This window comes from Methylocaldum marinum (assembly GCF_003584645.1).
In the GTDB taxonomy this organism is placed as follows: domain Bacteria; phylum Pseudomonadota; class Gammaproteobacteria; order Methylococcales; family Methylococcaceae; genus Methylocaldum; species Methylocaldum marinum.
Map to the genome: position 1 here is coordinate 1,944,932 of NZ_AP017928.1, position 22,780 is coordinate 1,967,711.

Here is a 22,780-nt window from a genome sequence, read left to right on the forward strand (position 1 = left end):
GGTTTAGCCTGTCATCTCCGTTCGACTCTCCTGCAAACAGACGCAAAGCCATGAATCACGTTTCTTCCTCGTCACGATTGCCTCGCTGGGCACGGACCGCCGCCCGCCTCTTCGTCGCTCGGCAGATGTTCAAAACATTCTCCCGGCTGACCGTCGGCGGCCCCGTTTCGAGACTGTTCGCCCTGGTCGAATTGGTCCGTATGGCCCGGAGAAGGCAGCGCATCTGATCGATTCAATTCACCGGCAAACGACGTCCATCTTTGGCGCAGCGTTCTCGCCGCCTCCACCATGTGAGCCATGGCTTGTTCCACCTCGGGCCAGGCACGGGTTTTAAGCCCGCAGTCGGGATTGACCCAGAGCCGCTCCGGAGAAATCACCTCGCACGCTTTCTCCAGTAGGCGCAGCATCTCCTCTTTGGCCGGCACGCGCGGTGAATGAATGTCATAGACGCCCGGCCCGACGTCGTTGGGATACTGAAAATCACGGAAAGCCGTCAGCAAATCCATGCCGGAACGGGAGGTTTCGATGGTAATCACGTCCGCGTCCAGATCGGCGATCGCCGGTAGTATGTCGGCGAACTCCGAATAGCACATATGGGTGTGGATCTGGGTATCGTCCGCAACGCCCGACGACGCCAGGCGAAATGCTTTTACCGCCCAGGCCAGATAGTCGTCCCGGTCGCGCCGCTTGAGCGGCAATCCTTCCCGAATGGCGGGTTCGTCGATCTGAATGGCCGCAACGCCCGCTTGCTCCAGGTCCAGGACTTCGTCGCGAATGGCCAGGGCGATCTGGAGAGCGGTAGCGGACCGAGGCTGGTCGTCGCGCACGAAGGACCATTGCAGGATGGTCACGGGTCCGGTCAGCATGCCTTTGACCGGCTTTCGGGCCTGTCTCTGGGCGTAACTGATCCATTCCACCGTCATCGGCCGGGGCCTGGAAACGTCGCCGACGATGATCGGCGGTTTGACGCAGCGCGAGCCGTAACTCTGTACCCAGCCATAGCGCGTAAAGACGAAACCCTCCAGTTGCTCGCCGAAATACTCCACCATGTCGTTGCGCTCGGCCTCGCCGTGCACCAGGAGATCCAGCCCGAGCGCTTCCTGCTTGCCTATGGCTTCGCGTACCGCCTTGCGCATGGTTTCCCGGTAAACGGCCTCGTTCAGCTCCCCTTTTCGGTAATCGGCGCGGGCCTTGCGGATATCCGCAGTCTGCGGGAAAGAACCGATCGTGGTGGTGGGAAAAACCGGCAGGCGCAGCCGTTCCCGCTGCAATGCGATACGTTCCGAAAACGGCGAATAACGCCGATAATCCGCTTCGGTCAGCCGCTCGAGTCGCGCCGTAACCGCCGGATTGCGAACCCTCGCCGATTTCGCCCGGTCGCCTAACACACGATCCTGTGTCTCCAACTCGCTTCGAATCGCCTCCACGCCCAGCCGCAAGCCTTTGTCGACGGTGGCCAGCTCCTGAAGCTTTTGTACCGCAAAAGCCAGCCAAGACCTGATCTCCGGATCCAGTTCGCTTTCCGATTCCAGGTCGGCCGGCACGTGCAGCAGCGAACAGCTGGGCGCCAGCCACAGCCGCTCCCCCAAGCGGGTACGGGCGGTCTCGGCCAACGCAAGTGCGCGCCCGAGATCCGTGCGCCAGATGTTGCGTCCGTCGACGAGCCCCAGCGACAGAACCTTGTCCGCGGGGTAGCTGTCAAGAAAGACCGGCACCTGGACCGGCCCTCTCACGGCATCGATGTGCAATCCGGCGACCGGCAGATCTTTCATCAGATCCGCCTGTTCCGCCGCGGAATCGAAATAGGTCGCGAGGAGAATCTTCGGCCCCGCCGCGGCCAGTTCCCGGTAAGCCTCACGATAGCCGGCGAGCCATTCGGGCGGCAGGTCGAGCACCAGGGCCGGTTCGTCCATCTGCACCCAGACAACGCCCAGGTCCCGGAGCCGTCGCAGGATTTCCGCGTACACCGGTATCAGGCGCGGCAGCAAGGCCAAACGTTCGAAACCGTCTTCCTTCGCCTTGCCCAGATATAGATAAGTCAGCGGACCGATCAGCACGGGCTTCGGATTGAACCTTAGGGCCGCGGCTTCCTCAACCTCTTCGAACAGCCATTCCGTGCCGAGGCGGAATGTCGTGTCGCGATGGAACTCCGGGACGATATAGTGATAGTTGGTATCGAACCACTTGGTCATTTCCATGGCCGGCTGATGCTTGCCGCCTCGGGCCAGTTCGAAATAGCGGTCGAGATCCGGCGTTTCCTCACCGAAATCGAAGCGTTCGGGAACGGCACCCAACAATACCGTCATGTTCAGCATCTGGTCGTAATAGGCGAAATCGCCCACCGGCACCAGATCGATCCCGCTCCGGCCCTGGAGTTGCCAATGGCGTTCGCGCAAGCGTCGGCCGCTCTCCTGCAAATCCGAAAGGCCGATCTTACCGCTCCAATAGGCTTCCAAAGCCTGCTTCAACTCGCGTCGAGCACCGATGCGGGGAAAGCCCAAAGAATGCGTAACCGCCATGAATCTGCTCCTCTTGTAAATGGATTCGGAGCTGGCATGATCGGTTCACGATGATTATTATTCAAACTCAAGTTTTTCATAATCTTCATCGATTTTATTCATGGTCCAATCGATTCTTGAGCTGCGCCATCTGCAAACCCTGTTGGCCCTGGTGGAAACCGGAACCTTATCCCGCGCTGCGGCTCGGCTGTATCTCACTCAGTCCGCCATTTCCCATCAGATCAAGCAATTGGAAGAGCACTACGGCATCAGCCTGTTCGAGCGCAAGAGCCGGCCGCTGCGCCTGTCGCCCGCGGGCCAGCGCTTGCATACGCTGGCGGAAACCGTCACGAAACTGGTCGGAGAGGCGGAACGGGACATCGCCCGCATTGCCCAGGGCGAAGCCGGCCAGCTCCGCATCGCGGTGGAATGTCATACCTGCTTCGATTGGCTCATGCCGGCCATGGACCGATTCCGGGAACACTGGCCGGAAATCGAGCTGGACCTGGTCTCAGGCTTTCACACCGATCCCTTGGCCCTGCTGCTGGAAAATCGCGCGGAACTGGTCGTGGTTTCGGAACCTCGGCCGCGCAAGGGAGTCGCTTTCCATCCGCTGTTCGGTTTCGAAATCGTCGGCCTGGTCTCGCGACAGCATGCTTTCGCTTCAAAAGCCTTTCTGAAACCCGAGGATTTTGCCGAGGAAACCTTGATCAGCTACCCGGTACCGGAAGACATGCTGGACATCGTGCGCAAGGTATTGAAACCGGTCGGGATTGAACCGAAGCGGCGCACGGCCGAACTGACCGTAGCCATACTGCAATTGGTCGCCAGCCGGCGCGGTATTGCGGCCTTGCCCAATTGGACGGTGCAGAACTATCTGGAGCGGGACTACGTTCTTGGGAAGCCGATCGGGAAAAAAGGTCTTTGGAGCGCCTTGTACGCGGCGACCACCGCATCGATGTCGGAGTCGCCGTTCATGCTGGACTTTCTCGATACCGTTCGTTCCTGCAGTTTCCGAAACCTCCGGGGACTTCAACCGCTGGCATAGCCGCTTGACGTCTCCGAAATCGGCGCGTACGTATTTTTGCGTGCTTACACGGCAGGCAAACGGCGTTTGAATAAAGCCCTCCTTTACTTTTCCGCCCCCGATCTTTTGTTTCTTCAGCAACGACCACAACGTGTTCCGGCTTCGATTGCACGGCCTAACCGTCGAATCCAGCTCCACCCGATGTCATTCACATATCGAGGCGCTTTGTGCGTATAATGGAAAAATCTTCCACAACCATGAATTCACGATTGTCCCAATCAAGCACCAAAATCCCCCTCGGCACGGCAGTTCTGTATAAACCCAAACGACCCCGGTTTTTCAACGACGCCTACCTGCCCGGCCAACCCGCCATTATCAGGCGGTATTCGCGCTTCAAAAGCAGCGACTGTTTCATCGAATTTCCTTCAGGGGGCATCTTGCGAGTGCCCGAGAGCGATATCGAGCCCGTCGTAGCCTAACAACAATTACCCGCCGATCCGGTTCAAACCCCATGGCCACTCCAAAATCGAGCATGGCGAACGCGACTTGACGGCTCGCGCGAAGCCTTCATGGCACTTCCTCTGCAACGCCAAAGCCGGGGCACCCGAAAGCATTGCCAATCGCTGCGCCGACTTCGCCCCGGAAAGGCGAAAGCCCACGTTTTCGGTCCCGTGCCCGCGTTTCGTACGCAGCACGGGATCAACGAAAGCGTGTGGGCAAGGGGCTCCCGCGTAGCCGCAAATTTTCCTATCGAGTTCGTCCCCCAAACGGCCTATCCATTACGGCAACGCCGGGCACACCCGCAAACATCGCGCGTTCCTTATATCCACCTGAGCTCCAGTGCCCTGAGCACCGCGCGAGTTCGGTCGCGCACGCCGAGCTTGGAAAGAATGCTGGAAACGTGATTCTTGACGGTGCCCTCGCTGACTCCCAGCACATCCGCGACTTCGCGGTTGCTGTAACCGCCCGCCATGAACCGTAGCACTTCGATCTCGCGGCGAGTCAGGGACTCCGGGGACGCAAGGCTCTCGAACTGCTTCGGGACGGACTCGAGTACGGCGCGGCTCCGCTCGGTCACGGCCGGAAGAATCAACGTTTCACCCGCCGCGACCCGGCGTATCGCATCGGTCAGGCGCTCGAAAGAAACGTCCTTGAGCAAGAATCCTCGAGCACCGTTACGGACGCCTTCGAACAGTGCTTCGTCATCATCGAAGGTAGTCAGCAGGATGGTCGGCGGCAGCCGGTTTTCGCCCTGCAATACCTTGAGCACCTCGACTCCGGACATGCGCGGCATGCGTACGTCAAGCAGCACCACCTCGGGCGTGGTCTGGACGATGGTCCGCAGCGCCGAGTCTCCGTCCGCCGCTTCCCCGACCACGACAATATCCGCCGTGAGTTCGAGAAGCTGCCGAATGCCGTGCCGCACCAGCGTGTGATCATCCACCAATACGAGCCGGATCATGCAGTCCTCGGCGGAAGGCCGAGGCCGCAGCCCCATGGCGACGCAAGCCGAACGAAGCCGCTGCTGGCTGCGATGCGCTTGCTCATCGCGGTTAATCCGCTTCCCGGCAGCATCGCTCCGGTAGAACGCCGGAGAGGAAAAACGCGAAATAAGAGTCGCCGGGTTTCGCCGAACGCCTGGCGCACAGACGCACAAACCCTGACCGAGGCCTCGAGGAGCCGGCCTTCTGTCGCAAATACCCTGGCACAGCGATGTTCGCTAGACCGGCGATCAAATGGAGGGCCAGCAGCATGATGTCGAATTGATCATCCTTGTAACAATCGAGTATCTATGTACCGCGGAGAAGGCGGGCGGCACGTGAGCGGAGAGAAGACGATAAGAGCAATGTAAAACCACGCGTAATCCCTTTCGGCATAGACTTCGGGCGTGAAGGCAAACACTTTACGGCGACCGCGGACCAAGCCGGAAATCCGGCCCATCACAGCAACGTTTCCGCGCGTATCGCCTGCATGGCCCGTGCATTCTAGGGAATGCCTTTTGCTTATCGCCATAGGCCGGAAGTCATGCCCGCGCAATGACTTCCGGCACGGGCGCGAGGCAGATCCTACCCTATATAGTCGGCCCCGCCGTCGCACCCGTCGTAGAAGTGGGATATGGAGGGTTTCTCAACGGCTCCACTTTCGCATCTCGCATCATGGATAACGCAATATGAAACATAGTCTATTCGGTATTTTCCTTCTTGTTTTAATTCTCGGGCTGGAAGGGTTTAACCCGAAAGAGGCATCAGCCGAACAGCAATCGATCCTCGAAATGTATGCCATTAGCCATGGCGGATCAACGGGAATAAGCCCTCCGCTGGGGGCAACAATCGATGACCAGTCATTCGGTGGCGGAACCGCAAAAGCTCGCCTGCGATTCGAAACCGCTCAGGACGCCGGCCGCCTTTCCCTGAAAGTCTGGAGAAGAGTTCGTTCGGGAGAATTCGTATTCGCCCTGCTGGTCTTTCAAATAGACGTCCGCGGATATGACGATCAAGGGCAGCTCGTTTATTCCACCTCACCGGAACCGTTTAGCTTCGGCGACAGCGCATCCGGTTTCTGGTCGGCAAATCTCGAGGATCTCCCGCCCGATATCCAGAAAATCGAAATCGTGTTTTACGGAAACTACGAATAACAGGGCTCGGGCAACCGGAACCGTAGACGCAAGACAACAGAGACCGGCTCCTCTCCGCCTTTGGACACTCTCTACAGCCGTCGCTCCACCGTGTTCCGGTTGCCGGGCGGTCCACCGCTCGGGGCGGCGCTTACAGGACCGCCCTAAGGGACTCCACCAACGCCCGACACTGCGAGTCGGTACCGATGGTCATGCGAAGGAATTGCTCGATACGCGGCTGCCTGAAATGCCGCACGATAATCTTCCTCTGGCGGAGCAGTGCCGCCAACTCCGCGGCATCCCGCAGCGGATGCCGAACCAGGACGAAGTTCGCGCTCGAGGGCAATATTTCGAATCCCAGCCCGGACAACTCACGCATGAGCCACTCCCGGCTCCGGACCACTGCCAGGCGGGTTCTCTCGAAATGATCCCGATCCTCAAGTGCCGCCACCGCACCGGCAATGGCCAGACGATCGAGCGGATAGGAATTGAAGCTGCCTTTCACGCGCTCCAATGCCTCGATCAAACCGGCGTCTCCGATGGCGAATCCGACCCGAAGGCCCGCCAGCGACCGCGATTTGGACAGGGTCTGGATCACCAGCAGATTGGGGAAGCGCTTGACCAGCGGAACCGCCGTCTCGCCGCCGAAATCGATGTAGGCCTCGTCGATCACCACGACCGATTCCGTGTTGTTTTCGAGTAGCGCTCCGATCTCGGCGAGCGGCAGCAGGCAACCGGTCGGCGCGTTCGGATTCGGGAAGATGATTCCGCCGTTGGTTAGCCGGTAATCGCCGATCCGGATCTCGAAGCGCTCGGAAAGCGGAATGCAGATGTGCTCGATGGCGTAAAGGCCGCAGTAGACCGGATAAAAGCTATAGGTAATGTCCGGAAACAGAATGGGCAGATCGTGCTTCAGCAGGGCCTGAAATGTATGCGCCAGCACCTCGTCCGATCCATTGCCGACGAAGACTTGCTGCGTCTCGACGCCGTAAAATCGAGCAGCGGCCTGTTTCAAGCGCTCGGCATCGGGATCGGGGTAAAGCCGCAGCGTTTCTCCGATCTCGCCCTGCAAGGCCTCCAAGACTCTGGGCGACGGCGGATACGGATTTTCGTTGGTGTTGAGCTTGATGAGATCGTTCAACCTGGGCTGTTCGCCAGGCGTATAAGGCGTCAAATCCCGGACGGCGGGACTCCAAAATTTATTCACGTATGGCTGACTCCAGCTTCATGGGTATAGAGATCACGCCCGAAATGTCGACCGCTTCGGACTGCCTGACGAATCCGAATTTCTCGTATAAGCCGACGGCATAGCGAGACGAGTTGACGGTGAACACGCCGGGATTTCCGGCATCGAGACAAACCGCTTTGGCGACTTCCCACAGCCTTCTCGCCAAGCCCCGACCCTGGAAACGCTCCGAGACGAACAAATGATACAGATGGCAATTGTCCCTGATCGCGACCACACCGGCCAATTCGCCATTTTCTTCCGCAAGGTGATAGCGGTAACCCGACTCCAGGTAGCTCTTGATCGCGGCTTCGTTCATCGACTCGAGCAAGCGGCCGGCTCCCTCCTCGGAAAATTCGTGAGCGATGTACTTGCCGGTGAGATCGCGAAGGAGCGCGCTGATGCGTCGCGCATCATCCGGAGTGGCAGCTCGAATGTCCATTTTTGCTTCGTCCGGCAGTCAATGAACGAAGTTGTTCCGTCGGATAGGTCGAGGTGCTTCCGGCGGGAACACGGGAAGTGTCGAACGCGGGTAATGTCAAAGATGTTTCCGTCTTCATCGGGCGATTTGCCAATCAGGCTGGTTCGAAGAGTGCCTCACCGGTCGTCATGCCTGGGGAAATCTCCGCTACATTCGATAATGCTCTATGCGGACCGGAGGTCTTTCTCCATGCCGTCAATACCTGCGCTAATAGCTCCGCGCACCAGCTCGGCCACCGATGCGGCATCTTCGGGCTCCGATTCGAAATCGAAAGCAAGAAATGCTCGACACATTGGACGCGCTCGCTAGCGCTCTTCTTAAGGGGCAAATTATCCTCAATTTCTTCTATCGAATATTTGGGGAAAACATCTCGACAGTCCACCCGCATTTCGGCGCAATCTCTCACTATGCCACGACAAAAAACATTTAACCCCCATGGGGTAAGGCGCGCCGAAACCCCGGATACATTTCCAAAAGACCCAAGATCACTGCGAAAACTTTGAAAACCGGCGAGTCCGCCACGACAGACCGTGATCTCAAGGTTGTCCCTGCCGATGAATCGCAATTTTGAAGAGGGATCGAGGGAGATGTAAAACACCGGCCGAACACCGGATCCCTTTCGGTTTTCTGATCGGACCGACGTGCCCTAACGCCAAGTGATGGCGCCGTTGCCGCGCAAGCCGTCGTCGGTAAGCGAAAACGCCATATCCGCCGCGAATCTACGCCGCCAAAGTATCCCGGTCAATTGCAGGCGGGTTAAGACTAAGCGCACAACTCGAGACGTCCGGCCCGGAAAATTCCGGAATGTGCCGCCCCGCTTCTTTTCAAAGGCATAGACCCGGTTTAGTGCCGTTCTTGTCGCTTCCGCTCTTTATCCGGAATTTTCTCTTTGGATGTCGCGGCGTCGACCAGCGCGTGGCATTCGCTGTCCTCGGCCAGGCCGAGCTCGACCCAGGGGATCAAAGCCGCGACAGGTGTCAACAGCGCGCCCAGCGCTATTGAAGCCGCGCCGCGGGCGATCAGGGGTGCAGGCTCGGGATAGGGGCGCGGTTTTTTCAGGTTACCTTCGATCTTGATCGGATTGCGTGCGCTGAACGGGCTGAAATCCTTGGGATGCGCGGTCAGGCGGAGATCCAGAGCCTCGGTGGCCAGATTCACCTGGCCTTCCATCAAAACGTTGGTATCGGTGGTATCCATCAGGAATAGCTGAGTCTTCAACACGCCGTCGCTGACGATGAAATCGGCAATGGTGCAACGGACCGGAATACTCGGATCCGTCCCTATGAGTTTCTGTAGACTCTCCGCGAAATCAATGCCGAACAGTTCCATCATCAGGTTGCTGATGCGACCCTGTTCCATCAGGATCAACACGCCGCCGTCGGCGTGCGCGGCCATCTCCGCCACCGAATTTCCGGCCGTGCTGAGGTGCAGGCGTCCGTAGAAGGTTCCGGCAGTCTCTGCTTCGAACGGCGTTCCGGCGGCCAGGCGCTTGAACGGCACCTTGTCGATTTTTCCTTTGACTTCGGTCTGTAATTTGTCGCCACGTGCGTTCAGTGTCACATCGGAATCGATTGCTCCGAAACCCACGGTAAGTTTTACCGGTTGGATCTGCAGGATGCCTTGATCCATTTTGATGTGGACGGACACGTCGTCGACCGGCATCCAGGGGGTCACGATATTGCCGCTTTGAAAGCGCACGTCCCCGTCGGCAGCGCGCAAGCCCTCCACGGGATACGGCTTGTCGGGAAGCAGTCTCGGGCGCTCCGGTTCCTCCGGGGACGGCGTCGGATCGGCACCGAAGACGCCAACGAAGTCCTTGAAGTCGAGTTTGCGGGAGACCAAGTCGCCTTGGAGATAGGGCCGCTCGTCCCTCATCGTGAACATCAGGTCGCCGGTGAGATCGCTGTCACCGAGACTGCCTTCGAATCCTTTCAACAACCAGCGTTCGCCCTCGCGCTTAATCTTTCCGCTGAATCGATACGGTGGCGTTTCCGGTATCCACATGGGCACGATGGAGGCGATAGCCGCAAGATCCGGCCCTTTTGCCTCGAACTGCAAATCAGGCCCCTCGAGCTCCAAGGGTTCGGCGATCGTACCCGATACTTTTGCCGCGGTCTTGCCGTACTCGACCTCGACGTTAACCGGGAAAGGCTGGTTTTCTTCCCAAAGATCGAGCACCGAACCGCCTCTGACCTTCAGTGTGAATTGCTCCTGCTGCAGCCGGCCCCGACCGCTCAGTTCGACCGCCTGCTCGTCCGACTCGCCGACCACCGTCGAAACGTTCATGTCCAAGTGCGTATCCGTGCCCGGATCGCGGAACAACAAGCGGCCGTCGTCGATAGCGAGGCTGCCGATCTTCGGAACCCATCTTTCGCTAACGGGGGCTTCGGCCGGTTCCCGCTTGTCTTTTTTGTCGCCGAACTCCCAATTGGCCATTCCCTCGGGATTCCGTTCGAGCACTATGTGGGGTTTCGAGACGCGGACTTCCGGAAGTACGATGCGCCCTTTGAAGAGTTCCGGAATTCGGACGGCGAAAGCCAGCCGGTCGAGGGTAAACATCTCCGGTTCGCTTCCCCAGGCTGCGTTGGCCAGTTCCACATCGTTGATCGTGAAACGCGGCGTCCACGACCAGTCGGCGCTCAGATCGCCATTGATCGCGAATTCGCGGCCCAGGGACTTGCTGACTGCCGTGGACAAGGGCTCGCGAAGCCTGTTCAGATCGAAGAAGGCTATGACGAGAACAATGGTTAGAACCAGAATCCCGATCAAGGCACCAATTCCGATAGCGATCCATGTCAAGACGCGCAGCATAAGCTTTCCCAAGGAAATAGGTAACTGGGCTAATCGGCATTCCGCAGAGTAAGGGCCGGTACCGTTTCAAGCTCGTCCCTGATTCCGCTCTTAATGTCCAAAGTTCTCTCAGCGCCGCGGGCCACACGCACCGTCCGTGCCTTGCTGCCGGCGACTCCGCGCGATCGTGTGATGCCTCGCCGGATAGGCCGGTCGCCGTCCCACTTCTCTATAAATCGTTATGACCGCCGATCCGACAAAAAAGTCGTCGGAAAGATGCTTCCATCCGTAAGGCAGTGCGGACCATCGTTCCCCGACGACTTCGCTACCGGTCCGAACCGGCCGCTTATGGAACTTTTATTTTAGTATCGCATCGATACTATTACCCCGCCTCGGCGCCCCTCACTGGGTGGTCCAAGCGAGGCATAAGCATTACTGAGACGAATCCGCGTCCTTGCAGATTTCTGGAGACGATCATGTTCAAGCTTTTCACGCCCAATTCCATTACCCCGATCCCTGCCATCCTGACCTTGAGCGCTCTGATGTTCTCGGCAACGACACTAGCCCAGGAGGCGCCTGTCGAGGCTACCTCCGACGCAGTCGAATATTGCCAATCGCTCGGTATGGTGAGTGGACACTCGGGATATGGAAAGCATGGCGGCGTGCACTGGGAGCGCATCGCCAAAGGCCGGGCGCTACGGAAAGCGGACAGTCTCGGAGCCACTCATATCGTATGGGAGAGCGCCAACCCGCGCGGCGCATTCAATGGACATGTAACCGGCAACATCTACGAGTGTGAATGATAATCCGGCTCCGGGAGCGGCGTTGTGCTGCTCCCGGAGCTGAACGCACAGGTCTTTACGGGCACTCGCATGTCGGGAATTCCTTCCAATCGCAAACGGTGTCCCCGGGAGCGCCGGAGCCACCCTTCCAATCGCAAACGGTGTCCCCGGGAGCGCCGGAGCCACCCTTCCAATCGCAAACGGTGTCTCCGGGAGCGCCGGAGCCACCCTTCCAATCGCAAACGGTGTCTCCGGGAGCGCCGGAGCCACCCTTCCAATCGCAAACGGTGTCTCCAGGAGCGCCGAAGCCCCCTTCCCAACGGTGCGGTTAGGCCCGCGGGTTCGTAGACAAAGCATCCCCGACCTTTAAACGCTTAGAAGCCGCAGTACCACAGGTGGTCCATCACCCGTGTAATCGGGGAGGTGGCGGTTTCACCCGGGCGGTAATCGGTGGACGGGACGACGGGCACACTTCATCCGGCGTTTCTACGCGGTCCGAGCGAACGACTGCCGTTTCGGGAATCAAACATGTTCCGAACCGGCGTACTGCTCCGAGACGGGTGACAAGGGTCGGCCGACGACCGCTTTAGGCCTGCGGGATCAGCACACATGATGGTTTTCAAATCCGGGATGCCGTTCCGTGGATAAAGTTTTAGCGACCGGGCCGGGCCCCGTCTCGGCTACCTTCCTTCGCCGACATCAGGGCCGTTCGAGCATCTTCCAAACCCGTGAATTCCCTGCCGGAGTTCACCGCTTTTTGGAGCTGCTCCGCCGCTGCCGCACGCTCGCCTCTCTTGAGGTAAATCATACCCAAGTGATATTGAAAAATCGGCACACCCGGAGATTTTTCGGCGGTTTTCAGCTGTAAAGTCAGCGCTTTGTCATATTCGCCTTTTCGATAATAGATCCAGGCCAGCGTATCCCAGAATACCGGCTCCTCGGTTCGATCGAATTCCCTTGCCAGTTCGAGTGCTCGCTCGAGCCGGTCTTTCCGGGACTCGTCGATGCTGAGCAAGCTGGCAAGATTGTTGCGGGCGAGCATGTTGCCGGGGTTCGCTTTCAGAATGCTCTCGTAGTGCTTGATGGCGGTTTCGTAATCCCCGGAGATTTCATAGACCCGAGCCAGGTTCATGAGCACGCCAGGCTCTCCGGGTACCGCTTCGAGTGCCCGATGATAGACTTCAAGCGCCCGCTTCGGCCTACCCGTCTGCTCGTAATGGGCTCCGAGGTTTGCGTAGGGCAGCAACCAGCGGGGGTTTGACTCGATCGCCTTGTTCAGAAATCTGACGGCCTCAGCTTCTTGCTTTTCGCCCAGGTAATACAATCCGAGTAACTGGTAAGCGCCGCCATGCTTCGGATCGTTTGTCAGAACCGCCTTGAGTCTTCGCACACCCTTTTCGGCTTGCCCCTGCTCCACACAAGTTCCGAAAATCGCCTTCAGAATTTCGTAATCCTTCCCCGGCTTTCCGAGCGACTCCTCAAATTCCGCCAACGCCGCATCGTATTTTTTCTGAGAACGATAAAACCTGCCCAAGAGGAACGTGCCAGCGGGATTTTCGGGAAATCGCGCTTTTATCCCCTTCAAGACGAACTCCTGCTCCGAATATTTCCCGGCGGCCGCCAAAATTTCCGATTTGAGTACCAGCGCGTCGAGATGGTCCGAGTGCCGTTTCAGGAATTCTTCGAGTTTCTCCAGCGCCAATGTGTAGTTCTTTTGTGCCGCCAGGAATTCGACCAGTTTCTTGCTCGCCTCGAATCCGTCGGGATTCGCGGCCACTGCTTTTTCCAGGCTTTCCCGAGCGAGCGCCGGCTTGCCGTCGAGTATATGGGCTGCCGCCAGTAGATTGAGTGTTTGCCAGGAATCGGGCTGGTCTTTGAGAAGCGTACGGAATGCCGCGATGGCTTTTTGACTGTCCTTGCGATACAAAGCAATACGGCCCTGAAGCAGCAGTGCCTGGCGGTCTGCCGGATTGGCCTCCAGGACTTCATCGACCCAAGCCGTGGCCTTGTCCGCCCGGCCTTCGGCTAAAGCCAGCAAAGCCAAACGGTTCTTAGCTTTCAAAGCATCCGGAGCTCGTTTGTTCAGGGCAACGATATCTTGATAGATCCGCCCCGCTCTCGCTCCTTCTTTGCGCTGTTCATAAAGCCGCGCCAAGGCGAATCGGAGGTCCGATTTTTCCGGATAAACGCCGATTGCCTTGTGAAGTTCCGCGACCGCCTCATCGGATTTTCCGGTTCTTGCCAGAAACTCCGCGAGCAGGATGTAACGCCGGCTGTCATCGGGCCTGACATCGATGGCTTCGCGATACGCCTTTTCCGCCTCGCCCCAGCGCTTCCGCTGAATATAGAATTCCGACAAGAGCTTTCTATTTTCAAAGTTGGCGGGATCCGCGGATACCATCCCCTTATAGATATTCTCGGCCTTTTCATATTTTTTCATGCGAACGGAGAGTTCCGCGAGACCTGTCCGCAGCGGGATGTCGCCGGGATTGGCTTTCACCCCCCGCTCCAGGACCTTTTCGGCTTCGTCAAGCTTATTCTGCTGGGTATACAGCATCGCCAAAATGAGAAACGCTTCGGCCCGGGAAGGTTGTTCCCCGGCGATACGGGTAAGTTCATCGATGGCATCGGCTTGGTTCCCCTTGAGGCTGGCCAAACCCGCTTTCACCATTCTTGCCTCGATGTGCCCCGGCTCGATGCTGAGCACATCATTCAACAGGGCATCGGCCTGATCGAGTTGCCTCGCCAACATATAGAGTTTCGCAAGCTTAACTTTGGCTCCCGTATCAGTGGGGTCGAGCTCGCCGGCTTTCTGATAAAAGCCGAAGGATTCCCGCCAATTCTTCCGTGCTTCCTCTATTTGTCCCAAATAGAAGTAGGACTTGGAAACCTTGGGATCGATTTGCAGAACGTTCTTGAATTCCACCTTGGCCTTATCGAAGTTCCTTTCCTCGAAAAACTTTATTCCTCGCTCCAGATGCTCGGCCTTGCGTTCTTCGGCACCGCCGCATCCGGTGAAAAGACCGGTTACACTCAGCAAGAGGCAGAATAGTGCTAACGTCCTGATCAGCATGGCTATCGTCCCTAAAGTAAAGCCGTCGACATACGCTCGGATTAACGGCACCGGGCAGAATTTGGCGGACTCCTGTTTTGCGCGGGCGTATCGCCGCTCAGAGAGTCTGGGTGAGATCTGTTTTGAAGAGAAGAACGGAAATTGCCGCCATATCCTTGGCCTGATGTCCTGCCGCAATCCGGATTGCAACGGGTGTGAAAAATGTACTAAGCTGTAGTACCCTCGTACTATACCGTTACGGATGACGATGGTCCATGGGATGCGAGCCGACTGATCGGTTCGATTTCTCGCAACATTGCTTAGATGCGCATATGAGAAATGGATTTTTGGCTTTTGCGCTCACTATTCAACTCGCTTTTTCGGTAGCCGCAGTGCCGGCACCGGCGATGTCAGTGTCCGTACCTCCCGATTATGTTGTCGGTGCAGGCGATGTTCTCGAGATCTCCGTCTGGAAAGAAGAGGGCTTGACGAAGCAGGCTCTGGTGCGGCCCGATGGCGGAATCACCTTCCCGTTGATCGGCGACATGCAAGCGGGCGGTTTGACCGTCCATCAAATCAGATCCGCGATAGCCGAGAGACTCTCCGAATTTCTGGCCGAACCGGAAGTCAGTGTTTCCTTGATCAATCTGAACCAGAACATCTATGTGGTCGGCAGAGTCAATAAGCCGGGCGAATTCGTGACGCCGCATCGGGTTTCGGTCATGCAGGCCCTGTCCCTGGCCGGTGGTCTGACGCCTTTCGCCGACACTGATGACATAAGGATCATACGTCGAATAGGCGAGAAAGAAGTCGCATTGCCCTTCGACTACGATGCCGTCGCCGACGGAAACGCCTTGGAGCAAAACATTCTGCTGCAAAGAGGAGATGTCGTCGTGGTTCCGTAACATCGCCAGGCGATGCCGAGAATACCGCCGTTTCATGTGCAGAGCGGCCTACATTGGAACCAGACCGAACCTCGGCGGCTCACGGTATCGTATCAATGCAACCGTCAGGAGATCGATGTCATCGTGAATATTCCCGAGTCGCACGCGGCATATATCACCTTCCGTTATTGCCGGGACAAGCCGGCGTACTGAGCAAGGGAATTGGGAAGGGAATCATGGAAGAGAAAGAACTTAGCGATTACATCACTGCATTCAGGCGCAACAAGCCTCAATTTGGAGCAATCCTGACCGGCATCCTGTTCCTTTCTCTCTTATTCGCCGCCCTGCTGCCTCCGACCTACCGCTCTACTGCAACAATTCTGATCGAAGAGCAGGAAATTCCGCCGGATCTCGTGCGATCGACCATTACGACCTATGCCACCCAACGTTTGCAAATGATCAGTCAGCGGGTCATGACGCGCAACAATCTAAACCGGATCATGGAAAAGTTCGAACTTTATCCCGACGCCCGCCAACGGCTTACCGAAGAAGAAGTCATCCGGCGAATGCGCGAGGATATCACGCTGGACACGATCAGCACGGACATTATCGATCCCCGCACCGGCAGACCCTCAACGGCCACGATCGCATTTACTCTTTCTTACGATAGCGGGAATCCGGAGCTCGCGCAGCGAGTCGTCAACGAAATCACCTCCCTTTACCTGGAGGAAAACCTCAAAACCCGCACCCAAAGGACCGCCGAGACAGCGGACTTCCTTAAGAAAGAAACCAGACGGATGGACAAATATGTTTCCGTCCTGGAGAAAACACTCGCCGATTTCAAGGAAAAGAATCTGAATAGCCTTCCCGAACAAAAACCGCTCAATCTCGAGCTCATGGATAGAACCGAACGCGAATTAATGCAGATTGACAATGAAATTCTCTCCCTGGAAGATCGAAAATTCTATCTGGATGGCCAGCTGGCCCAACTCAAGCCGGATATGCCGGTCATCTCATCCGACGGAGAACGCATACTGAGCCCGGAGGACCGATTGAAAAGCCTCAAGACGGAGTATCTGGCCCTGTCGAGCCGTTACTCGGACAAACATCCCGATGTGATCAAGGCGCGCCTGGAAATCGATTCTCTCAGAATGAACGCCAACGATACCGACGGCGGTTTGGACCTGGCCAAGCATCTCACCGGTTTGGACGGCGAATTAGCGGCGCTTAGAAAAAAGTACTCTGAAAATCACCCGGACGTCGTCAATCTGAAAAACCGGATTTCGGTCTTGGATGAGGAGCTCAAGAAGGTACAAAGGACTCGTACCATCAGAGAAATCGGTACCGGCCAGCCGGAGAACCCGGCATATATCACACTGCAGACTCAGCGTGACGGCGCCGTTCAGGATTTACGAGCCTTGCGACAGCGTCGCGAGGAACTGAAGGAAAAACGTACCGAATACGAAAACCGTCTGTTGCAAACGCCCAGAGTGGAGCGACAGTATCTGGAACTGGTCAGGGATTACGACAATGCCACTGCCCGTTACCGCGAACTCAGGGCAAAAGCCATGGAAGCCGAAGTCGCCGAGGAACTCGAAAAAAGAAGAAAGGGGGAACGGTTTTCCGTTATCGAACCTCCGATGCTGCCCGAAAAACCGATTAAACCGAACCGGCCGGCCATTGCATTTCTTGGTGCGCTGCTGGCCGTCGCGGGAGGACTCGGTTACGTGCTGCTCATGGAGAACATGGACAAATCCGTGCGCGGACCGAAATGGGTAACGGCCTCGGCCGGCCGCCCTCCGCTCGCGGTCATACCCTATTTTCGAACGGATGAGGAAGTCTCCGATCGGCAGAAAATGAAAACCGTGGCCATGCTGACAGGTCTAGGTCTGGTTTTGCTGATCTTAACTCTGGTTCATTGGCTGTGGATACCGCTGGACGTCCTGTGGTTCAAAAGCTTGCGCAAGATGGACTCGATATTGAGCTGAGTGTACGAGATTCGGTTGCCGCAACCGTAACCCGAATCGGCTGATTGCGATTGTTACGACTCATCGGCCGGTTTCAAAGACCAACCTAAAAGGGAAGGAGAGCACTATGGAAAGTATCAGTAGAGCACTCGGACAGCACCACCAGGACGCCGTGCAGGCAAGCCCGCAAATCCCGAAGGGAGACCTGGTTTCATTGGAAAGCATTCAGTATACGCAAACCAGAAGCGTAACTCTCTCGCGGGAGCAGCTCCGCCGCCAACGCATTATCGCGGGTTATGGACCTTGTGCCTTCGTCGATGCGTACAAAATCCTCCGTACTCGAGTATTGCACCAGATGCGGGAACAAGGCTGGAATACCCTCGCCATAACCGGCCCCGGCGCAGGCTGCGGGAAAAGCCTGACCGCCATCAACCTCGCGCTCAGCATCGCGCTCGAAGTCCATCAAACCGTTCTGCTGGCCGATGTCAATCTCAGAGATCCCGCCATTCACCGCTACCTCGGCATCGAACCCATCGCAGGACTGAGCGATCATTTGATGGACAACGTTCCCATACAAAAAATCCTCCTCAATCCTAGGGGTATAGGGCGATTTGTCGTTCTGCCGGGAAAACGTCCGATATTCAACTCCTCGGAGTTGATCGCCTCGCCGAAAATGGTGCAACTGGTGAAGGAGCTGAAACACCGCTATCCGTCGCGATTTGTCGTCTTCGACCTGCCCCATTTGGGAACTGCGGACGCCTTGTCTTTCGCGCCCTATGTCGATGCCGCGATTTTAGTCGTCGAAGAAGGGAAAACCACCCAGGACGAGCTTTCCCGAGCCATAGCTTCCCTTGACGGAATACCCTTGGTCGGGCTGGTTTTGAACAAGGCCGAAACCGGTTCGGTGGAATAGCCGGCGCAAGCGCGCCCGGTTCACCTAAATAGACTGCCGGACATCATCTCCTTCGCCCCGACGGGCGAGGGAAAGCCGGGTTTTGGTCTGATCGAAGGTGAGTCTTTTACAGCACTTTTCGCCGGCCTACAGCCGGACGGCTTGGGCGAACGGAGTTACCCGACCTTTTCGGGTTCCTTCTTTCGGATAGTCAAGCCGACCTCGTCGCGAACCAATTCAAAAGCACCACCAAAATCGGAAGTCCTATTCGAGTTATTCCCGGCCAGTACGCAACGCTCTTTGAACTCGTCGAGTGATCTTCTCGCAAATGTTTCGGAATCGAAAGGCCCCATCACACCCTCGCGGCTCAGAAAGAACCATTCGGTCCGGCCGGTTAAGTCATTACGCTCCCAAAATACACGATCAGCTTTAAACATGGCACTTATCTTCGACTGTCCAGTGCAGCCAGCACATCCAATCATGCGGCGACACGTTAATGGCTAGCAACTCATTCCAGCAGATGCTCCGAAAATTGGTTGATGAAATATATCATCAAAAGAATTAAAGCGCTTCCTACTTTGTAAACGGGTATGTGACGGGCCACACCTTCGATCAGACGGAAAAAGCCTGAGTCAGTAGCCGCCCATTCGCACTATCGAACGCCGGGACTTCGGCGAAAAAGCCGGTAGAAGCTTTTTCCGATTAGCTATGAGAAACTTTAAATCCAAAATCATATTGAATTTCCCGCCTTCATGTGAAGAAGCTTCCGTCCCATCCTGGTCCAAAAACAATAATGCCTCATTGCAAGAGCGCACCATTAGGACCCAGTGGAAGTGGCTGCCGGAGCGGCCGTGCATCAATGGCATACTTCCCTGATACTACACTTTAACCGTTATACTCCGCTAATTCCGAGCTAAGGAGTTCACACTTGCATGAATCGGCTGGCCCGAATCGCTAGAAACCCGTGGATACTCACCATTACGGCAGCGCTCCTAGTTTACACGCTGGCCGGATTTTCCCTGATTCCTTACCTGGTAAGGCATTATGTCCCCAAACTTGCTTCCCAACATCTGAAACGGGATGCTTCGGTCGGCGAGGTAGGCTTCAACCCGTTTGTATTCACCTTCGAAGCCCGCGATTTCGACCTCAAGGACACGGATGGCCAGCCGATCCTTCGATTCAGCCGGCTTTTCATCGATTTCGAACTGGAAAGTATTTTCCGCCGGGCATGGACTTTTGCCGATTTCCGATTGGAAACGCCTTCGGTAAATGCAATCGTCGATCAGGACGGTACGCTCAACCTGGCCAGAATCGCGGAAGACGTACCAAAATCCGAGCAACCGGAACAGCCCGACGAACCCCTACCTCGTCTGTTGATCAAGCACCTATCACTGACGAATGGTTCTGCGCACTACGCAGACTACTCGAAAGACACCGATATAACGGAAACGGTAAGTCCCATCGATCTGGAACTCAGAACGCTCACCACCCTTCCGGAGAAGACCGGAGATTATCAACTCGTTCTGAAACTCCCGGACGGGGCCACGCTCGAATGGCGCGGAAATCTGTCGTTGAACCCGATGCTTTCCGACGGCGACCTGCGACTCGATGCTTTCAGCCTGGCAACCCCGTGGAGATTTTTGCGAGACCGGCTCGGTTTGGACGAGCCGTCCGGGCGGGCCGATTTATCGGCACACTACCGCTACAGCCGGAATTCGGAAAATACCGATCTATCCGTGAGCAATTTAGCGCTGAAACTATCGGAGCTGCGCCTCGCCATGACCGGTGCCGACGACCCTATCCTTGCCATGGAAAGGATTGAAGCAGGCAACGTCGGTTTCGACCTGGCCGGCCGAAACATCAGCGTACCGTCCTTGGTCATCGAAAACGGCGAAGTTAGAGCCTCCGTGGACAGTTCCGGTTCGCTGAACTGGCAAAATTTGGTGAAACCGGAAGAACCGGGCGGTGCCTCTTCGAATTCGAACGATCCGCCGCCGGACAGCGCAAGCCAAACACCATGGAAGCTCGTGGTGGAAAATTTTAAAACCACCGATGTCGAAGTCGCCTACACCGATGCTAGCCGCCGGTCACCCTACGTTGTGTCGATCAACCGTTTCGGTTTCGGTCTCAAGGCCGACGCCGAAATCGGAACAGACGAGACGAAAGCCAGAATCGAAGCGCTGGCCGCCTCTCTGGACCGGATTGCGCTCACCGAACCCGGCTCGCCCGAACCCTTGGCTGCATGGGACGCATTCGAAATAACGGACGGTCAGGTCGATCTCGAAAAGCGCGAGGCCATTGTCGGACGGGCCGCACTGAAAGGCGGCAAGGCGAAAATCATACGCGACAAATCCGGTACGATACATCTGGCCGAAATTTTCGGACCCAAGAACGGGTCGGCTGTAGCCCCCTCCTCTACCGAAGCGGGTAGCCGGCCCGCGGAACAAGCGTGGAACTTCGCACTCAAAGCCTTCGCACTGGAAGGCTTCAGCCTCGCGCTCGTCGACCGCAGCCTGGCTCCCGAAATCGCCTATGATTTCAAAGACATCAACATCGACCTGCAAAACATCACGAACGACAATATCACGCCCGTCACATTCGATGCCGCCCTCAAGATCGAACAAGGCGGTTCGCTGAAGACGACAGGCACCGCATCCCTTAAAGGAGATCGGGCGGAAGCCAAGGTCGAGGCCGACCGAATCAACCTGACCGCACTGCATCCCTTGGTCTCCGAATTCGCCAAGCTCAAGCTGGAAAGCGGCGACCTATCGAGCGCTCTACAGGTGGAGTTCACCCAGACTGAAAGGGGTCCTTCGGTCAAAACCAAAGGCACACTCAGCGTCTCCGATTTGCTGCTGAATGAAGCCGGAAGCAGCGGGCGCTTTCTGTCCTGGAAGAAGCTTTCGGCCGATGAAATCGATTTTTCGCTCGCACCTGACCGCCTGTCGATACGTGAGGTACGCATCGACCAGCCGGGATCGAAAATCACGATCTTCGAAGACCGCTCAACCAATCTTGCCGCCGTATTCAAAAAACCCGCCGCCAGCAGCGCGCCCGACAGGAAAGCGTCCACTTCCAGAACGGCGACGCGGCAGAATTCGCAAAAGCCGTTTCCTGTCACGGTCGAACGCGTCCGTGTCAGCAACGGCGTAGTCGATTTCAGCGACCTGAGTCTGGTCATCCCGTTTGCCGCCCTGATCCATGACTTCAATGGAACCGTAACCGACATATCCACGGTGGCCTCGGGCCGAACCCACCTGGCCTTCGCCGGGCGCGTCAACCAATTCGGATCGGTCAACGTCGACGGTGCGATGAATCTCATGGAGCAAAAAAAATTCAGCGACATCGACGTGGTCTTCCGTAATGTTTCGATGACATCGCTCTCGCCGTATAGCGCAACGTTCGCCGGACGCAAAATTCAGTCCGGCAAGCTCGATCTGGATCTGGAATACAAGATCGAAGACAGCCTGCTGAAAAGCGAAAACAAGATCGCTTTGGAAAATTTCACCTTGGGAGATCGTATCGAAAGCCCTAATGCAGTTTCCTTGCCGCTGGATCTCGCGGTTGCAGTGCTCACTGATAGCCAGGGCCAAATCAACGTCTCCGTCCCGGTGGAAGGCGATGTCGACAGCCCCAAATTCCGCTATGGCAAAGTCGTCTGGGAAGCGGTAGTCACGGTATTGCAGAATGCAGCCACGGCTCCTTTCAGGATGATCGGCTCGGTATTCGGCGACGGCGAGGAACACCTCGACACGGTGCTGTTCGAGCCCGGCGGGGACACCTTGCCGCCGCCGGAGCTGGAAAAGATCAAGAAATTCGGCGAAGCGCTGGAAAAGCGCCCTATCCTTAAATTGACGGTGCATGGCCAATTCGATCCCGAACGTGACGGCGAAGCCCTGAGATCCCTGAGCGTTCGGCGCGCCGTCTCCGAAAAGGTGGGCATCGAGATCAAGGCCGGGGAAGATCCGGGGCCGTTGGCTTTTACCAACGCCAAAACCCAGCGCGCCCTGGAAGAGTTGATTATCGAGCGAGCCGGACCCAAGGCGCTCGATGAAATCCAAGCCAATTTCGAAAAAAAGAGCGGAAGGAAGCCGCAGCGGCTCGGCAGATTGTCGGCTCTGTTCGGCCGAGCGAGCGAAGACCAGGAATTCTACGAGCAACTGTTTAAGCATCTGGTCGGCAACGCTCCCTTGGAAAAGTCCGAACTCGAGGCCCTGGGAGAGCGCCGCGCCAATGCCATCAGGCATGAACTCATCGCTCTGCCCGGCGTCGATCGCACTCACATCGGCGCAGGAAAAGTCGAATCCACTTCGGAAAACATCGACGGAAAGGTTCCGTCCCGACTCAAACCGGAGGCGTTGGGCGGTTAAGCCACATCCATCGAGCGTTTTCACTCGCTCATACTGCAAAACAGGGCGTGCGAAAACCGTTGGCACCCTCGGCTAGGGTGAATTGATTCGAGCATTCGTAGGTCGGCAATCCTTTGCCGACGAACCCATCGGCCCGACGTCGGCATCGGCTCCTTCGTCAGAGCTCGCGATAGGCTCGCCAGACGACCCGCAGCACGC

13 protein-coding genes are annotated in these 22,780 nt (G+C 57.0%); 7 read left to right on the forward strand and 6 right to left on the reverse strand.

Translation table 11 applies throughout. The annotated features are described in order from the left end of the window. Window positions 1–71 precede the first annotated feature (71 nt). The gene (gene metE, locus sS8_RS08520; protein WP_119629279.1) at window positions 72–2,519 is read right to left on the reverse strand and encodes a 5-methyltetrahydropteroyltriglutamate--homocysteine S-methyltransferase; all 2,448 of its coding nucleotides are present in this window, start codon (window positions 2,517–2,519) and stop codon (window positions 72–74) included. A gap of 100 nt (window positions 2,520–2,619) precedes the next feature. On the opposite strand from metE, the gene sS8_RS08525 reads away from it, so the two are divergent. After that, window positions 2,620–3,546 (forward strand): LysR family transcriptional regulator, encoded by a 927-nt coding sequence (locus tag sS8_RS08525; protein WP_119629280.1) that lies wholly within the window; start codon window positions 2,620–2,622, stop codon window positions 3,544–3,546. Window positions 3,547–4,345: 799 nt separating this feature from the next. Here sS8_RS08525 and sS8_RS08535 read toward each other — a convergent pair. Continuing rightward, window positions 4,346–4,987, reverse strand: coding sequence for a response regulator (locus tag sS8_RS08535; RefSeq protein ID WP_119632670.1), 642 nt, complete (start codon window positions 4,985–4,987; stop codon window positions 4,346–4,348). Between the two features lie 708 nt (window positions 4,988–5,695). Here sS8_RS08535 and sS8_RS08540 point away from each other — a divergent pair. Then, complete coding sequence (locus tag sS8_RS08540) at window positions 5,696–6,160, forward strand: hypothetical protein (RefSeq protein WP_119629282.1); 465 nt, start codon at window positions 5,696–5,698, stop codon at window positions 6,158–6,160. A 130-nt stretch (window positions 6,161–6,290) separates the two neighbouring features. Here sS8_RS08540 and hisC read toward each other — a convergent pair whose 3' ends face one another. From hisC to sS8_RS08565, 3 genes are all read right to left on the reverse strand, one after another. Next, complete coding sequence (gene hisC / locus sS8_RS08545) at window positions 6,291–7,346, reverse strand: histidinol-phosphate transaminase (RefSeq protein WP_119629283.1); 1,056 nt, start codon at window positions 7,344–7,346, stop codon at window positions 6,291–6,293. Next, window positions 7,339–7,806, reverse strand: coding sequence for a GNAT family N-acetyltransferase (locus sS8_RS08550; RefSeq protein WP_119629284.1), 468 nt, complete (start codon window positions 7,804–7,806; stop codon window positions 7,339–7,341). Before sS8_RS08550 ends, hisC begins: the two co-directional genes overlap by 8 nt. An 882-nt stretch (window positions 7,807–8,688) precedes the next feature. Then, complete coding sequence (locus sS8_RS08565) at window positions 8,689–10,656, reverse strand: AsmA family protein (protein WP_119629285.1); 1,968 nt, start codon at window positions 10,654–10,656, stop codon at window positions 8,689–8,691. A gap of 455 nt (window positions 10,657–11,111) precedes the next feature. Here sS8_RS08565 and sS8_RS08570 point away from each other — a divergent pair, with 455 nt between their 5' ends. Continuing rightward, window positions 11,112–11,438, forward strand: a complete 327-nt coding sequence (locus tag sS8_RS08570; protein ID WP_119629286.1) for a hypothetical protein — start codon at window positions 11,112–11,114, stop codon at window positions 11,436–11,438. Window positions 11,439–12,069: 631 nt separating this feature from the next. On the opposite strand, the gene sS8_RS08575 is transcribed toward sS8_RS08570, so the two are convergent. After that, window positions 12,070–14,490 (reverse strand): tetratricopeptide repeat protein, encoded by a 2,421-nt coding sequence (locus sS8_RS08575; protein WP_119629287.1) that lies wholly within the window; start codon window positions 14,488–14,490, stop codon window positions 12,070–12,072. A 392-nt stretch (window positions 14,491–14,882) separates the two neighbouring features. Between sS8_RS08575 and sS8_RS08580 the strand changes: the two genes are divergently transcribed. The 4 genes from sS8_RS08580 to sS8_RS08605 all read left to right on the forward strand — a co-directional run bounded on the left by sS8_RS08580 (window position 14,883) and on the right by sS8_RS08605 (window position 22,582). Beyond that, window positions 14,883–15,374: a polysaccharide biosynthesis/export family protein gene (locus tag sS8_RS08580; protein ID WP_170161005.1), complete on the forward strand. Its 492-nt coding sequence runs from the start codon at window positions 14,883–14,885 to the stop codon at window positions 15,372–15,374. A 215-nt stretch (window positions 15,375–15,589) separates the two neighbouring features. Next, window positions 15,590–17,341 carry a GumC family protein gene (locus sS8_RS08585; protein WP_170161006.1) on the forward strand — a complete coding sequence of 584 codons (1,752 nt, stop codon included), beginning with the start codon at window positions 15,590–15,592 and terminating at the stop codon, window positions 17,339–17,341. Between the two features lie 106 nt (window positions 17,342–17,447). Continuing rightward, window positions 17,448–18,233, forward strand: coding sequence for a CpsD/CapB family tyrosine-protein kinase (locus sS8_RS08590; protein WP_119629290.1), 786 nt, complete (start codon window positions 17,448–17,450; stop codon window positions 18,231–18,233). Window positions 18,234–19,144: 911 nt separating this feature from the next. Next, window positions 19,145–22,582 carry a DUF748 domain-containing protein gene (locus sS8_RS08605; protein WP_119629293.1) on the forward strand — a complete coding sequence of 1,146 codons (3,438 nt, stop codon included), beginning with the start codon at window positions 19,145–19,147 and terminating at the stop codon, window positions 22,580–22,582. The last annotated feature ends 198 nt before the right edge of the window (window positions 22,583–22,780 follow it).

What these genes read in the sequence shown, in the direction of transcription:
- metE (WP_119629279.1), bottom strand. Translation starts at nt 2,519, where the DNA reads ATGGCGGTTACGCATTCTTTGGGCTTTCCCCGCATCGGTGCTCGACGC.
- sS8_RS08525 (WP_119629280.1), top strand. Translation starts at nt 2,620, where the DNA reads ATGGTCCAATCGATTCTTGAGCTGCGCCATCTGCAAACCCTGTTGGCC.
- sS8_RS08535 (WP_119632670.1), bottom strand. Translation starts at nt 4,987, where the DNA reads ATGATCCGGCTCGTATTGGTGGATGATCACACGCTGGTGCGGCACGGC.
- sS8_RS08540 (WP_119629282.1), top strand. Translation starts at nt 5,696, where the DNA reads ATGAAACATAGTCTATTCGGTATTTTCCTTCTTGTTTTAATTCTCGGG.
- sS8_RS08550 (WP_119629284.1), bottom strand. Translation starts at nt 7,806, where the DNA reads ATGGACATTCGAGCTGCCACTCCGGATGATGCGCGACGCATCAGCGCG.
- sS8_RS08565 (WP_119629285.1), bottom strand. Translation starts at nt 10,656, where the DNA reads ATGCTGCGCGTCTTGACATGGATCGCTATCGGAATTGGTGCCTTGATC.
- sS8_RS08570 (WP_119629286.1), top strand. Translation starts at nt 11,112, where the DNA reads ATGTTCAAGCTTTTCACGCCCAATTCCATTACCCCGATCCCTGCCATC.
- sS8_RS08575 (WP_119629287.1), bottom strand. Translation starts at nt 14,490, where the DNA reads ATGCTGATCAGGACGTTAGCACTATTCTGCCTCTTGCTGAGTGTAACC.
- sS8_RS08585 (WP_170161006.1), top strand. Translation starts at nt 15,590, where the DNA reads ATGGAAGAGAAAGAACTTAGCGATTACATCACTGCATTCAGGCGCAAC.
- sS8_RS08590 (WP_119629290.1), top strand. Translation starts at nt 17,448, where the DNA reads ATGGAAAGTATCAGTAGAGCACTCGGACAGCACCACCAGGACGCCGTG.
- sS8_RS08605 (WP_119629293.1), top strand. Translation starts at nt 19,145, where the DNA reads ATGAATCGGCTGGCCCGAATCGCTAGAAACCCGTGGATACTCACCATT.